The organism is Ruthenibacterium intestinale (genome assembly GCF_040096265.1).
GTDB classification, from domain to species: Bacteria; Bacillota; Clostridia; order Oscillospirales; family Ruminococcaceae; genus Ruthenibacterium; species Ruthenibacterium komagatae.
The window spans coordinates 22638-37100 of sequence record NZ_JBBMFA010000084.1 but is presented as its reverse complement, the minus strand read 5'-3'; the positions used below and the strand labels follow the sequence as shown (position 1 = coordinate 37100).

Sequence of the window (14463 nt, the reverse complement as noted above, 5' to 3'; positions counted from 1 at the left end):
TCCCCTTGGGGAGGCTTTTTCAGCAAGGAGAGAACAGAAATGACGGAACGTGAAAAAATGCTTGCCGGGGAATTATACGACTGCGGCGACGCAGAACTTTTGGCACAGTGGCATCTGGCCAAGGACCTGATGCGGGAATACAACTGCACCCGCTCAGACGATTTATCCGCCAAAGAACGCATTCTGGACCGACTTTTGGGCGGGCACGGCCGGTCGGTGTGGATTACACCGCCATTCTACGTGGATTACGGCTGCAACATCTTCCTGGGCGATCACTGCGAAATCAATATGAATTGCACGTTTCAGGATGATAACCGCATTGTCATCGGCGACCGCGCCCTGATCGCGCCCAACGTGCAGATTTACACCGCGTTTCATCCTACTTCCGCCCGCGAACGCTTTGGGCCGGTGCGGGAAGACGGCACGTTTTCTTTCTGCAAAACCCGCACAGCACCTGTAGTGATTGGCAATGATGTCTGGATTGGCGGCGGGGCGATCTTGCTTCCGGGCGTCACCATCGGAAACAACGTGGTCATCGGGGCGGGAAGCGTGGTGACCCGAAGCCTGCCGGACAACGTGATCGCATTCGGGTCGCCCTGCCGTGTCGTGCGGCCCAATGCATAAACACGCAACGCAAACGAACCTTTTTTGTTCGCTTGCGTTGGTTGCCGCCAACGTTCTGACCGGGTATTCTTAAGGAAAGAAAGGAGTTCGAAAAAAATGAATCTTCTGATTTCTCAGAATCTGGCCGCCCTTCGGCGGATGCACGGCTACACATTGGAACTGACCGCTGAAAAAAATCGGCGTAACTCTCGCCGTTTTAAACAAGTGGACCTGTAAAAGGACAAGGGGGCATGGCCGATGGACATGCCCCCTTGTTCCAATGAAAACCCACCCGTCAAATCTCTCGTGCCAACCGATACGCTGCTCGATTGGCTTCCAACACACGGCCGCCTGCAAAGCTGTCGCCGATGTTGTACATTTCCGGCGCCACCTGTGCGGCCAGCGCCTGATAATAAGGTGCGTCATCCGGCCGGCCGCCCATGGCCAGCACGACCAGATCCGCCTCCAGCGTAATGCTGGCTGTCTCCGGCCCCAGTTTCGGCGCCAGAGGATTGGGAATGTTTTCCGGAAGCAGCGGCTGCCAGGTATTGTACGGATTGGGCGCACCCTTGGACACATTGCGTTCAATGTGCACCTTGCCCGGCTCAAAGCCTGTCACCTTGGCACAGTTGTACAGCTCCACGCCGGCCTTTTCCATGTAATGCAACAAATGGCCCCGGTTGGCGGTACACACGCCCTGCATAAAGTGCGGCAGCATTTCCACCACTTTGACGTCCCGGTTCAGCTCATACCGCAGCCAATAGGCGGTTTCACAACCGACCACACCGCCGCCGGCGACCACAATTTTTTTCGCATCGCCCAGCAGGGACGGATTTTCCAGAAGCGCCACCGCCTGCACATACCGCACCTGGTCCAGCCCGGGAATGGGCGGGCAGGCATCTTTTGTGCCCACAGCGAACACGATCGAATCGTATTTCTGCTGAGCCAGCCATTCCGTGGTGGCCGCGGTATTCATCCGCAGCGTGAAATTGGGAAGTTTCTGCGCACTTTGCAGCTGCACATTCAGCCATTCCAGATAGTTTTTGATGTCAAACTTTACCGCCGGCACGCTGCCGGACACGATGCGCCCGCCAATACGGTCGGTCTTTTCGATCAGTTCCACTGTGTGCCCGCGCCGCGCGGCTTCCACTGCAAAAATCACGCCGGCCGGGCCGCCGCCCACCACGCCGATTTTCTTTTTGCGAAGAGCCGGCGAAGCCTGTTCGGGAATGCTGTCTTCAAAGCCGGTGCGGGCATTGACTGCGCACTGGATGTGGCCGCCTTCCACAAACTCGTTGACACAGCCTTCCTGACAGCCGATGCAGGGGCAGATGTCCTCGACTCTTCCCTCAAACGCTTTGTTGCACCACTCCGGGTCTGCCAGCAGGGGGCGCCCCAGCATGATCATATCGCACTGGCCGTCCCGCAGCGCTTTTTCCGCCACGTCGGGATATCCCAGTTTGCCGACGGCCACCACCGGAACTTCTACCCCCGCATTGGAGACAATGCCCTTTTTGGCAAAGTGCTCCTTCACGATTTGGGACACATTCAAAAAACAGCCCGCAGGCATGCCGGAAGGCGGATGAGGCAGCCACCAGTTGTCGTAGCAGCCGATGTCCACGTCAAACAGATCCACGCCTGCTTTCACCAGATTTTCCATGTACTCCAGCGTTTCCGCCACGCTGCGCCCGTTTTTAAACTTTTTCAGCGAAGAGACCTGATCCATTCGCTCTCCGTAGGTTTCGTTCAGCGCCAGTGTCAGGTCGATCCGGTACATAATGGGGTAGTTCGGCCCCACGCGGCGGCGAATTTCCCGCACCATATCCAAGCCAAAGCGCTGCCAGTCAGCATACTTGCCCAGGGAGCGGCGGTTGAAGGCCCGGTTGGTCATCTGCTCCAGCAGATAGCCTTCGTGGCCGTGCAGATACACGCCGTCGATCAGACACGCTTTTGCGTCTGCCGCGGCCTGACCTGCGTTATGGATGATTTTGGTCAGCTTATGATCGGACAGACGCAGGCACGGCAGTTCGGGAATGTAAAAGTTGGGATTAAAGGATGCGGACACCGGGAATTTCGTCTGCTGCACCAGGCACGTAGGCGGGCCCACACGGCCCAGGCCCGGCGTCAGCTGAATGAAAAAGCGACTGCCGTATCCATGGCACTGCTGAGCCAGATCGCGCCAGCCGGACATCAGCGTGCGCGCCGGGCTGATGCGCGGCATCATCACTTTTCCGCCCACCTCGGTGACAGTGGGGTCGATTTTGTCGCTGATGGGCACCAGACCGGACGTGATCAGACCCACACCGCCTTTTGCCCGGGCCACAAAATAGCGAATCATCTTTTCACTGGGGCGGCCGTACTCCTCGCACATCATCAGGTTTCCCATGGGAGCCATGACCACACGGTTTTTGATGGTCATGCGGTTCACACGGATGGGCGAGAACAGCGAGGTATACGGATACAGTTCCCTGGTCATACGGGCCGCATTGCCCGCCTGATTTTTCACCCCATCGCGGAACCAGTCGCCAAAATGGTCGCACAGCTCCTGAATGGGGGCGTCGGTTCTCAAATCGCTCAAGACAAACTCCTTCCTGCGCGGGTTTAATGTCCCCTGCGTCTGATTTTTCCATGCATTTCTTTCATGCCTTCCACCTCGTCGCAGACCACTTTCCACTCGCAGGCATTGCAGTCCATATTCACGTCATCCAGAATATGGTCCAGCGCCTTGGTGATGGCCTGTGCTTTGGTGGCCAGTGTGTCCAGCTCGCCATAGGGTGCTTCCGGCAGCGTGACAAACATCAACTTCACCGCCTGGACGTGGCGATTCTGCTTGTACTGCCGGATGAACAGATTTCCGATCTGTTCAAAATTCAGCCCTGCTTTTAAAGCCTTTTTCGAAACGCGGGCCTGCTCCCGGTTGGAAAACGCCGCGGCCCGGATCATATAGCCTTCCGGATACACACCATATTTGCGGGTTTCGATCTCCCGGAGAATGGCGAAAGCCGCCTGCTCACCGTTTTGTGCAATGTTGTCGGTTCGCAGAATCGCAATGCGGGCAAAGCTGCAGTCCTGCCGAATGTCCGCAAGATCCGGCCCATAAACCAGGATTTCGTCCTGCGGGACAGCGGTCTCGCTCTCCGTGACCAAAAGTGTGCTGACACTGTCACAGGAAAGCGCCCCCAGTTCATAAGCGGCTTCGCTTCCCAGAATCAGCTGATTTTTGCCCGTTTCCCGGGCCGCGCGGGCCGGATTGCCCGGATAAATACGCGGCGTATACGGTGCCAGGCAGGCCTGCGTCTGGTCGATCACCGTGTCAAAAAAATTCATCACAGCTTTTCTTCCACATCCTTCTGGTCATGATAGGCCAAAAGCCGATTGTACAGCTTCTCTGCCATCTTCATATCCGCATTGGTAATGTACACCAGGAAGGTCAGCGCAAACAGCGCCACAATCACAATCAAAACGATCCAATACCAGGCCATCTATCTCACTCCTGTTCCATACCTTTCTGACGGGCGTATTCCGCCGCGCCCAAAGCACCCATGAGCTGCGGGTCCACAGGCAGTTCTGTCACCTTGATACGCAGCACATTTTCGATCGCCGCCTTCAGACCTTTGTTTTTGGCGCATCCGCCAGTCAACGTAATGTGATCTTTCGCACCGGCTTTTTTCGCCATGACAAAGCAGCGCTTGGCCACAGACTGCTGGATGCCCGCTGCGATCTCATCGCGGGGCTTGCCCTCGCCCACCAGCGTGATGACCTCGCTCTCGGCAAACACCGTGCACTGCGCCGTAATGGGAATCACGTTCTTGGCCGACAGCGACAATTCGGAAAATTCATCCAGCGTGCATTCAAACGCACGGGCCATGGCCTCGAAGAAACGGCCTGTGCCTGCGGCGCATTTATCGTTCATGGCAAAGTTCAAAACTGTGCCGTCCTGATCGATGGCAATACCTTTTACGTCCTGCCCGCCAATATCGATGATCGCCTTCACCGTGGGGTCCACCACGTGCACGCCCATGGCGTGGCAGGAAATCTCAGAAATGTTCTCCTGCGCCTGAGGCACCTTGTTGCGGCCGTAGCCGGTACCGATGAGGTATGCCAGATCGCCGATGCCGGACAAGCCGTCCACCTTGGCCACTGCCTGATCCAGCGCTTCCTTGGCGCTGATCTCGGAATTGATGCGGCTGCGGATGGTCACATCACTGACCATTTTCCCAGCCTCGTCCAGAATGACGCATTTCGTGTAGGTAGAACCCACATCGCACCCGCCGAAATATTTCATATTCACTCTCTCCTTTACCAAGTCAGGTCATCGTCGTAATCCACCAGCGTGGGGTCCAAAGGTTCGGCCCGGAACACGGTGGTCATATAGCGGTTCACACGGTCGCGCATGGCTTTGCGGGATACGGTCCGCGGGTCCATCAGATCGTGCTCGATCCAGATCAGGTGAATGCCGCGTTCACGCGCCTGCTCTTCGAACAGACCCTGCAGGCCGGCAAAGTTTTTGCACGAAACATGGTTATACATGAACACGATGTTCGCGTTGAACTTTTCGCACATCTTCCAGCATTCGTCCAGCGCATTCACATAGCCGCCGTTGGAATGAGAGCGCATGGTCATACGCTCGTAGCCACGGGCCATATCTACCAGAACTTTCTTTTTGTCGTGCTCGTCATAGTGGTGATAGGCCAGCATACATTCCATATCCACCAGGGTTTTGATGCCCCAGCAGTTCTGCGCCCAGTAGGTAAAGTTGGAATAGTAATGGGCCGGGCAGCTCCATACAATGGCCCGGTAACGGGGTTTGTCGTCGGTTTCCACCGAATGGGCATAGCCCTTTTTCATCAGCTTGTTTACCTTGGCGTCGTACTTGCACATTTTCGGGTCCAGCGAACTGGCGATCTGCATCTCGTATTCCCGGTGCAGTGCCAGCGCCGCGCCGCAAATCTGCGGATAATCGGTGCAGTTCACGTCCCACTTTTCGATCATGTAGTCGGATTCTTTGTTGTAGCGTTTCACGCCTTCAAAGAACGCGTCCCAGTCAAACTTGACGTTGAACTGCTTTTCAATGAACTCCACGCAGCCCCACAGATTCTTGACTGCGTATTCCTGCACTTCCGGCTCATTGAAGCGCTGCGGCGGCGTGATCTGATAGTTGGGCAGTTTGAAGTAGCGGTTGCTGTACATGGTGCTTGCCACCGAACCGTCGCAGGGCATGGAGCTGGAGACATAAGCCGCGCCCACCTTGGGATAATCATCCACCACGCAGCAGCCTGCCTCAGCTGCCGGCAAGGGGCACACGTCCGATGCAAGGCCATAGTGCTCAATGGCGTCGATGTAGTAGATGTTGGCCTGCTGGTCCACCTCACCGACCACAAAGATAGGCGCCATCTGAATGGGAATGCCCTTCAGCGTGGGGAATCCGTTCATGATCTGAATGGGCATCATCTCGTCAAAAATAACGGTTTTCGAGCGAAGTTCCGCAGCCTTCTTGGAATTGGGATTCAGGTTTTCATCCCGCTCCAGCAAATCGCGGATCATCCCTGCGGAATTCTGCAGAACAGCGTAAAACTGCTGATGGGTGTAGCGCAGTTCATACCCGCGCAGGCCGATGGTGTGACGGTCCAGAAACGCGGGGGTGGTGATGTAGGACACAAGCCACCGGTAGCGTTTCAAGCCGCGGAAGAACTGCGGCAGAACCGGCCCCAGCTTGCAGCCCAGCATTCCCAGAAGCCGCAGCCAGCATCCGTAATCATAAAGTGTGTCTTTCAGGCCTTTCCACTCGCGGCGCTTGGTGCAGCGGTGCTCGGCGGAATACAAATCGCCCAGGCCTTTTCCGGTTTTGGGATCATAGGCCATGTCACTTCACCTCCCGGTTTTTCTTCGCTTTGATCTTCTTGATCTCGATGCTCTCCACAAAGGCCTGCACGCGGGTGCGCAGCTGCCCGCTGGTGCGGGACATATACGGCCGGTCAATGGACAATGTGGGGATATTGTACTCGTTGTGCATCACATGGCTGGCCAGCGCGCGCTCGTAAGACCAGTAGGTGCAGAATTTGATCTGCTCGTAGATGATGCCGTCGGCGTGGTAATCCCGCGCCAATTCCGCCGCGAAATCCAATCGTTTCTGCACCTTGTGCTGCGCGCAGTGCCGCACGCACAAAGTTGTCTGCAGATAATTGCGGCAAACCTGCGTCAGGGCGTCCTCGTCCTCGGTCAGAACGATTTCCTGCCGTCCGGGGAAACTGCCGTAGCAGAACCGGTCAGCCACCACCAGAGCACCGCTGTCTTCGATCAGACTGATGAGCTCCGGGTCGTCGATCTCGGAACCTACGACCACCACTTTTGCACGGAACTTCTTTTTGGGGTCCGGCTCCCGCGTTTTCAATTCCTCCAGCGTCTCACGCAGCTTTTCCACCACCAGATCCTTGGGGCAGACATAGGTGGCCAGCGTCAAAATGTGGAATTCATATCCCGTGATGGTGGGGTTATTCAGCTTGCGGAAATTTCCGATCTCCGTGATGAGACGACAGATCTCGTTGTGGCGTTCAACCGCTTTGCGGATGGCCGCGTCCGACACGTCGATTCCATAATTTTCATGAAGCGGCTTCAAAATCTTGCGGGAAAGCTGCTCCCGCAGATGCGCCACGCAGTCTTCGTCGTCCGAACAGGGCGAGTCCAGATTGCACCAGAAAAAGCCTTTTTTCTCCGGATCACTCACGCCCAGAAGCTCCATGTTCTCCATGCCGCGGTTCATGCACTCGCACACGTCCACGCCGGCCATGGCGTCCAGGAATTTGTAGCCGCCCTCCAAACCGCGTTCCAGCAGTGCCCGCGCATATTCGCAGGTCGCGTTGGACATGTAGTACGTCGCAATCTCCATGGAGCCGGTGCGCGGCGCACGCAGCCGCACGGAAAAACATCCGTCCAGGTTCAGCAGCACTTCGGGCATATGATAGCAGGTATACCCCAGCGCCAGCCGCCCCTCGGCTTTGGCCTGCCGCACCAGATCGTTGTTTGCATCTTCCAGCAACTTTTCAAAATAATACAGATGTTTCAGATCTTTCATACCGCACCTTCTTTCCCTGTCAACTTATTGGATGCCCATGGCGGTCAGCGCCTTGCGCACACCCGTTACCAAATTGGAATCATCCGGCAGTTCCATCACGCTCTTGCCCTGCACATCACACATGGCCAGACGCGAATCGTCCGCGATCTGTGCCAGCACCGGTATGCCGCCCGTATCCACAAACTGTTCCAGCGCCGGGTCGTTAAAGCGGTTGATGATGACGCCGATCTCCTTGTACATCACCAGCTCATCCGCCACCTGCTTGATGGTGCGGATCACCTGTGTGCCCTTGCGGCTGGGATCCGTGACCAGAATCAAATGCGTCACGTTTTCCATCACACGGCGGTTCACCTGCTCGATGCCGGCTTCTCCGTCGATCACCACATAATCGAACTCGCCCGACACCATGCTGATCACAGCCTTCAGGTAGGAGTTGATGCTGCAGTAACAGCCAGCCGCCTCCGGCCGTCCCACCGCCAGGAAAACAAAGCCGTCTTTTTCCACCATGGCGTCAAAAATGCGGAACTTGGATTCGCCCAACAGTTCAATGGCTTTCTTCTTGCTTTTGTCCTCTTCTCCGGACGCGGTGATTGCTTTTCGAATGTCGTCAATGGTCTGAGTGACCTGCACATTCAACGCGGTCGCCAGCCCCACGGCAGGGTCTGCGTCAATGGCTAAAATGCGCGCCCCCGGATGATCGTGCACCAGCTGACGCACGATGGCCGCGGAAATGGACGTTTTTCCAACGCCGCCCTTTCCAGCGACCGTGATGATCACGTTCTCCATACTCTTCCTCCTTTATGCCGAAGAACCGGCTTCTAAATGTCAGTCATTATGACATTTAAGACCACAAAAAAACACGGCATCTATTTTTGGCCGTTTTTTAAACAATCGCCGCGGAAAGCTGCCACAAACAAATCACACAACTGGTCCATGCGCGCTTTCGCATCCTGCCGAAGGCTCCGGCGATCATAACTCATTTTCTCCATCACGCCTAAAATGGAATCGTAGGCGTTATAATACAGCGAAGCAACATCAATTTCGGAACTGATGGTTCCATCTTCCAGCCCGCAGCGAATCGCCCGCACCAAAGGGCTGTCGGAAATTTCAAACCGCTCCGGCGGCCAGTTCACATCCTCTTTCTCCCGGCCGGCAGAGCTGAGCGCCATCTCGGCATCCGCGCAAAAACGAATTTGCGCGGGATACTCTAAATACATATGCGAATAGAACATCAAAATTTGCCGAACCTGCTCGATGCCGGGCACCCCGCTGGCACATACTTTCTGTGCGCGCAGATTTGCTTCCTGCGTCATCCGGTCGTAATACAAATAGGCGGCCGCCTGCACCAAGTCCAGTTTTGTTTTATAATACCGGTAAACCGATCGTTCCGTAACACCTGCGGCCCGGGCAATGTCCGCCACGGTGGTTCCGGCGATGCCCTGGCACACAAAAACGTCCAACGCAGCCTGTACCACCCGCTGTTTGTTCTGCTCCCGAATTTCTTCCAGTGACATACTTCTGCCCGTTCCTTTCTTTATCCTCATTGAACCACAGTTTTTGTGCAAAGGCAATTTCTTTTTGCATAAAAGTTATTTTTTTGTCAATGTGCATTTGAAAAAATGCTCTTTTTTGTACACATTTTCCTGCAAAAAAGCACAAAGGCCCGTGCGGCAACGCCGCACAGGCTCTTGTCAGAACTTCAATATTCGCTTTACGCAATGCCCCCGGCCTCTTATCCCATCGCCGGAATCGGGAGTACCTTTCGATAAAATTTGACGATCATGCCCACCAGCACAGCGGACACCACTGTCCCCACGCCAATGCCGCGCAGCTCGTGAAAAAAGCACAGCGACAGCACGATTGCCAACGCCACTGTGGTCACATCAAAGCAGACTTTCACCGTTCCAAAGTCGCGGTTCGACACATGTGCAATGGCCTTCACCACTCCTTCACCCGGTACCAGCAGTGCGTTGGCCGCCACTTCCAGCGTAATGCCCAGTGCGAGAATCGCACAGCCGGCCAGCAGTGAAATGGTTTTGGCCACAACTGTTTCGGGCTGCATCCTGCTCAGCAGCAGCATACTGACGTCGATGACACCGCTGAAAATCAGGTTGACCAAAATTTGCAGATACTGGATTTTGGGGAATTTGCGGCGCAGCAAAAGTGCCTGTGTCAAAATGAACAGACAATTCAGAACGAACGTAAACTGTCCCAGCGTAGGTGAAAATTTCAAGCTTGCCACATACGGCAGACTCGAAATAGGGGACGTTCCCAAAGCGGCTTTCGTGATAAAGCTGATTCCGAAAGAGTTGATCACAAGCCCCAGAACGAACAGCGCATACCGCTGCACCCATTTTGATTGTTTCATGAAAAAAATCGATCTCTTTTCTTTTCAAAAATCACATAACATCTTTATTTTACCGCTTTTGGGCGGTAAGTACAAGCACACTGTGACGCCTCAGGGCTTGACAAACATCTCCTAAAAAGGTATAGTTTAAACAGTCTTTTTCAGGGAGGAACAACGATGCAGACAGCACTTCTTTATGCGGCTGCCGGAACCGGATTCACATTTTTGATGACGACTCTTGGTTCCTCGCTTGTATTTTTCTTTCGCAAACAGGCCGGCCACAATATTCAGCGCATCTTTCTTGGATTTGCGGCAGGCGTTATGATCGCCGCCAGCGTTTGGAGCCTTTTGATGCCGGCCATTGAGCAGGCGGAAGAATCCGGCATTCCCGGCTGGCTGCCTGCGGCAGGCGGACTGGTGCTGGGCGTAGCATTTTTGATGCTGATGGATTCGCTTCTGCCCCATTTGCATCCGGGTGCTTCGGAACCGGAAGGTGTACCTTCGTCCTGGCGGCGTACCACATTGATGGTTCTGGCCGTCACACTGCACAACATTCCGGAAGGCATGGCTGTGGGTCTGTCCTTTGCGCTGGCCGCACAGGCTTCCCAGGGCGGAACAGCTGCCCTCTCGGCCGCCGCGGCGCTGGCGCTGGGAATCGGCATTCAGAACTTTCCGGAGGGCGCCGCGATCTCGCTTCCCCTGCGGCAGGAGGGCATGAGCCGGGGCCGCGCTTTTCTGTACGGCAGCCTCTCGGGAATCGTCGAACCGATTTTCGGAATTCTCATTGTTCTGATTGCCGGTTCCATCCAGCCGCTGATGCCTTGGATGCTGAGTTTTGCAGCAGGCGCCATGCTGTACGTAGTGGTGGAAGAACTGATTCCCGAAGCGCATCTGGGCGAACATTCCAACACCGGAACGCTGGGTGTAATGGCAGGTTTTCTGATTATGATGATTTTGGACGTGGCACTTGGCTGAACGTTCAAAAACGGCATGACCCGATGGTCATGCCGTTTTTTGTAGCATTTCTGCAAAGCAGCTTTTTACCGTGTCTTTCGCGACCTGCACCCCAACGGCCGGAACAAAGCCCCCGGCAATGCCAGCACCAGCACAATGCCAATGGCAATGGCTGCAGCGATTTTCAGTGTTTCCACACCTTTTGCCAGGCACTGGCCTTCTTCCCCCATAATGAAATAATACACCGTATAATAGATTCCCGCACCGGGCACCAGAGGAAAAATGCCGCCCATAATAAAAACTGTCATGGGGCAGCGGCGCACCACTGCCAAAATGCGTGACAGCAGCGCCAAAACCACCGCCGCAACCAGCGATGCGGTCACCACGCCCTGCTCCATCTGAACCAGCAGCCAATAGGCGGCCCATCCCGCCATACCGGTCAAGCCGCACCAGGCCCACTCCTGCCGCGGCGCATGAAACAGCACCGCAAAAGCGACCACCGATACAAAGGAAACCGCGCACTGTATCAGAAACGCAAAAATCATAACACTACCCCCGGAATCAGCGCACACAGTTTCAATACAAAACCGACTCCCAGCGCGATGGATACCGCAATCAGCAGCGCCTCCGCCGCTCGAATGGTCCCGGACACATAATCGCTGTTGGCCACATCCCGAATGGCATTGGTCAGCGCGATGCCGGGGACCAGCGGGATAATTCCGCCGATGATGATCTTATCCAAACTGCATGTAACTCCCACCAAACGCATCATCTGCATCATGAGCACGCTTGCCATTGCCACCAGCACCGCACAAAGCGTATTGGAAATGAACTGACCGGCTCCGTTCTTTCCCAAAAACAGAACAAACGGCTGCAGCACGAGCCCCACCCAAAAGGCCGCAAAAGCGTCCCAGGCGGTACCGCCGAACAAATAGGCAAAGCAGGCCGTGCCCACACCGCAGGCAAACACCTGCAGCCAGACGGCGCTCGCCGGCAGGCTGCGCACATCTTCCAGCTCTTTTTGCGCCTGTTCCAGAGAAACTGCGCCGCCCGCAATGCGCCGCGACAATGCGTTGACCGCCATCACTCTGGACAAATGCACACTGCGGGTACGCACATAGCGCATTTCATTGACGCTGCCGCCCTCGCTTTTTTCCAGGGATACGAAAATCGCATTGGTCACTACGTATGCATGAATGTCGGGTGCACCATAGGCCCGACCAATGTGTTCAATGGTTTGCTGGACCCGGTAGATCTCGCCGCCGCTTTCCAAAAGAAGCTGGGCTGCGTCGGCGGCCAGGCGAGCCACCTGTTCCTGCTGTGCCAAACTGATCTCTCCTTCAAAAAAGGGAAAGCTTTCGGCTTCCCCTGAAAAACGCTTACTTTTTATCGCCCGGTGTGATCAAAGAGCGCCGCATTCCGGGCGTGATGGTCAGGCTGGCCAGATGAGGGAACGCCGCCCGAAAGTCCAGTTTTTCCTTATCCAAAACTTTCCGGCATCCCAGATCCAGAGTGCGGATTTCAGAAAGGCCGCGCAAAGGCACCAGACTTTTCAGCTGCACATTGTCCCAGGGACGGTTTTCCACAAGCAGATGCTCCAGCCCGTGCGCACCGGCCAGCGCCGAAAAATCGTTCACCCGCTTACAGCCTGTAAATGCGATGCCGCGCACCGCAGGCGTCGCAGACATCTGCCACAGCTCGCACAGATTCGGGCACTTCCACACACCCACCCACTGCAAATCATGTAGCATGGCCAGCGGGGCAAGTGTGCGCAGCTGCAAGCTGTCCCGCACGATCACGCAGACAGCATCCAGCCGTCCGCGCACCGCATTGGCCAGCGTGTCATCATCGACATTTTCCACGATCAAAGCCGGTTCCGCCGGAACATTACCGCCCAGTGCAAAGGGATAAAAATCCGGAAAACGCTCAATCAAATCCGGACTGACATGCAACGACATCTATTCACCCTCCCTGCATTCAGCGGGAACAGCGCTCCACAAACGCCGCACACCGCCGCGGAATCCCGCTTTTTCAAACAGGCGCTGCGCCTGTTCATCCCGGACATAAACAAAAATATCTTCATAGCCCCTGTCCGGCTGGGCCGCAAACTCCACCGCGGCCGACAAAACCGCCGCGCCGTAACCCTTTTGTCTCTGATTGGGCGCTGTGTACAGGCCCCACAGGCGAAATGCCGCGCCGTAACCCATGCCGAAACAGCAGCTGACCGGAATTTCCGCCCGGTTCAATGCAAAAAACACCCGTGCACCGGATTTGATCTGACGGTTTGCCACCAGAAGGCCATCCTCTCCGCCCCATTCGCGCACAAGCACTTCCCAGTTTCCTTCAAGGCGGGTCGTTATCATCTGCACCTTGCATTTCCGGCGCACCAGAAAAGGGCTGGGCTCCAGGCACTGCGTCAGCCTTCTGCATTCGTACTCTTTCACCGAGTAGCCCCGCTGTTCCAGCAAACCGCGGCACTCGTCCAGAGAGACGCTGTCGGGCGCACTGCACACCCGGCAAACCGCCCCTGCGCTTTTCAGCTTTGCCTCGATGGCGTCCAGGCTCTTGCCCGCGCCGTTCATTTGTTTCAGCACGCCGTAATTCGCCGCGGCAAATCCAGCCGCGCCCTCTGCCCAGAATACACGATATCCTTCTTTTTCATCATAAGAAAGATATTTTTTCGGGCAATGGATCTCATAGCGTTCGCCGTCCGTCATGTTCTGTCCTGCTTTCTGATGTTCGCCTGCACGATGCCAAAGGCCGGATACGTCCCATACAGGTAGTGGGCGATGGCTTCCATCAGGCGATAATCCTCTTCCGAATCGATGTCGATGATGCCGGTGTCGAACATCTCGTACATGCCGATCTTTCCATCCCACAAAAAGCCCGTTTCATTCTCCAGAAGGAACTTGCGGCCGAATACGTAGATGGAAGCATTCAAATCAAACACCGGCGGGGTCTGCTGCCGCGCCGTAAAATGATGATCGATCACACGCTTGGCATAGCCGTTCTCCAGTTTTGCCATGTTGAAATAAGGCGTGCGCCGGGCCGGGCATACGCTGAACACAAGGTCCAGTTCCGGGCGGCTTTTCTTCATCTCATACGCGCCGGACACATCCTTTTCCTGGCGCAAAGGACTGGTGATATCCAAATCAATCAGGTTCTCATACTGCCGGCCGGTCAACGCCTCCATCTGACGCAGGCTGTGCTGATACACCATCATTTTGGGCACCACGTCTCCGCAAAGTTCCTCAGGGCGGTGAAGCACCGTCACTTCCGGATAGCGTTTGGTAACCACGTCGATGAGCAGATCGCTGTCGGTGTTGAGACACACGTCCACGTGCAGCTCCGGGTGCTGCTCGATAAACAGCTGTGCCGCGGACAGACTGTAATAGCTCAGCGGCTGACCGTCGAAAATTTTCAAATTTTTGTTTTTAAAGCCCTTGCTGCCTGCCCGGCCGCAAATGGTAATGAGTACATTTTCCAT

Annotated in this window: 16 protein-coding genes; 2 read left to right on the top strand and 14 right to left on the bottom strand. The window is 55.6% G+C overall.

What is annotated here, in order from left to right:
• Window positions 1-39 precede the first annotated feature (39 nt).
• Window positions 40-624: a sugar O-acetyltransferase gene (locus tag WMO24_RS07320; protein ID WP_349215709.1), complete on the top strand. Its 585-nt coding sequence runs from the start codon at window positions 40-42 to the stop codon at window positions 622-624.
• Window positions 625-898: 274 nt separating this feature from the next.
• Here the strand turns inward: WMO24_RS07320 and WMO24_RS07315 are convergent, their stop codons facing one another.
• From WMO24_RS07315 to WMO24_RS07275, 9 genes are all read right to left on the bottom strand, one after another.
• A complete protein-coding gene (locus WMO24_RS07315) occupies window positions 899-3181 on the bottom strand; it encodes an oxidoreductase (protein ID WP_349215708.1) in 2283 nt (760 codons plus the stop codon).
• 23 nt (window positions 3182-3204) lie between these two features.
• Window positions 3205-3930 (bottom strand): hypothetical protein, encoded by a 726-nt coding sequence (locus tag WMO24_RS07310; RefSeq protein ID WP_349215706.1) that lies wholly within the window; start codon window positions 3928-3930, stop codon window positions 3205-3207.
• On the bottom strand, window positions 3930-4085 hold the full coding sequence (locus WMO24_RS07305; protein ID WP_349215705.1) for a hypothetical protein: 156 nt from the start codon (window positions 4083-4085) through the stop codon (window positions 3930-3932). The genes WMO24_RS07310 and WMO24_RS07305 overlap by 1 nt, the downstream gene beginning before the upstream one ends.
• A gap of 5 nt (window positions 4086-4090) precedes the next feature.
• Window positions 4091-4888 (bottom strand): acyl-CoA dehydratase activase, encoded by a 798-nt coding sequence (locus tag WMO24_RS07300; RefSeq protein WP_349215703.1) that lies wholly within the window; start codon window positions 4886-4888, stop codon window positions 4091-4093.
• Between the two features lie 14 nt (window positions 4889-4902).
• Window positions 4903-6465: a 2-hydroxyacyl-CoA dehydratase family protein gene (locus tag WMO24_RS07295; RefSeq protein ID WP_349215702.1), complete on the bottom strand. Its 1563-nt coding sequence runs from the start codon at window positions 6463-6465 to the stop codon at window positions 4903-4905.
• Between the two features lies 1 nt (window position 6466).
• The gene (locus WMO24_RS07290; RefSeq protein ID WP_349215701.1) at window positions 6467-7675 is read right to left on the bottom strand and encodes a 2-hydroxyacyl-CoA dehydratase family protein; all 1209 of its coding nucleotides are present in this window, start codon (window positions 7673-7675) and stop codon (window positions 6467-6469) included.
• Between the two features lie 24 nt (window positions 7676-7699).
• A complete protein-coding gene (locus WMO24_RS07285) occupies window positions 7700-8461 on the bottom strand; it encodes an ATP-binding protein (protein ID WP_349215700.1) in 762 nt (253 codons plus the stop codon).
• Window positions 8462-8541: 80 nt separating this feature from the next.
• Window positions 8542-9189, bottom strand: coding sequence for a TetR/AcrR family transcriptional regulator (locus WMO24_RS07280; RefSeq protein WP_349215699.1), 648 nt, complete (start codon window positions 9187-9189; stop codon window positions 8542-8544).
• 218 nt (window positions 9190-9407) lie between these two features.
• Complete coding sequence (locus tag WMO24_RS07275; RefSeq protein ID WP_349215697.1) at window positions 9408-10043, bottom strand: YczE/YyaS/YitT family protein; 636 nt, start codon at window positions 10041-10043, stop codon at window positions 9408-9410.
• A gap of 156 nt (window positions 10044-10199) precedes the next feature.
• On the opposite strand from WMO24_RS07275, the gene WMO24_RS07270 reads away from it, so the two are divergent.
• Complete coding sequence (locus WMO24_RS07270) at window positions 10200-10997, top strand: ZIP family metal transporter (protein WP_349215695.1); 798 nt, start codon at window positions 10200-10202, stop codon at window positions 10995-10997.
• A gap of 65 nt (window positions 10998-11062) precedes the next feature.
• Here WMO24_RS07270 and WMO24_RS07265 read toward each other — a convergent pair whose 3' ends face one another.
• Genes WMO24_RS07265 through WMO24_RS07245 form a run of 5 tightly spaced genes read right to left on the bottom strand, consistent with a single transcriptional unit; the run spans window position 11063 to window position 14463 of the window.
• Entirely contained in the window at window positions 11063-11521 is a 459-nt protein-coding gene (locus tag WMO24_RS07265) for a threonine/serine exporter family protein (RefSeq protein ID WP_349215694.1), read from the bottom strand.
• Window positions 11518-12303, bottom strand: coding sequence for a threonine/serine exporter family protein (locus WMO24_RS07260; protein WP_349215693.1), 786 nt, complete (start codon window positions 12301-12303; stop codon window positions 11518-11520). Before WMO24_RS07260 ends, WMO24_RS07265 begins: the two co-directional genes overlap by 4 nt.
• A gap of 52 nt (window positions 12304-12355) precedes the next feature.
• Window positions 12356-12934 carry a hypothetical protein gene (locus WMO24_RS07255; RefSeq protein WP_349215692.1) on the bottom strand — a complete coding sequence of 193 codons (579 nt, stop codon included), beginning with the start codon at window positions 12932-12934 and terminating at the stop codon, window positions 12356-12358.
• Window positions 12935-13693: a GNAT family N-acetyltransferase gene (locus tag WMO24_RS07250; protein WP_349215691.1), complete on the bottom strand. Its 759-nt coding sequence runs from the start codon at window positions 13691-13693 to the stop codon at window positions 12935-12937. It abuts the gene before it with no gap.
• Complete coding sequence (locus WMO24_RS07245; protein WP_349215689.1) at window positions 13690-14463, bottom strand: acylneuraminate cytidylyltransferase family protein; 774 nt, start codon at window positions 14461-14463, stop codon at window positions 13690-13692. The genes WMO24_RS07250 and WMO24_RS07245 overlap by 4 nt, the downstream gene beginning before the upstream one ends.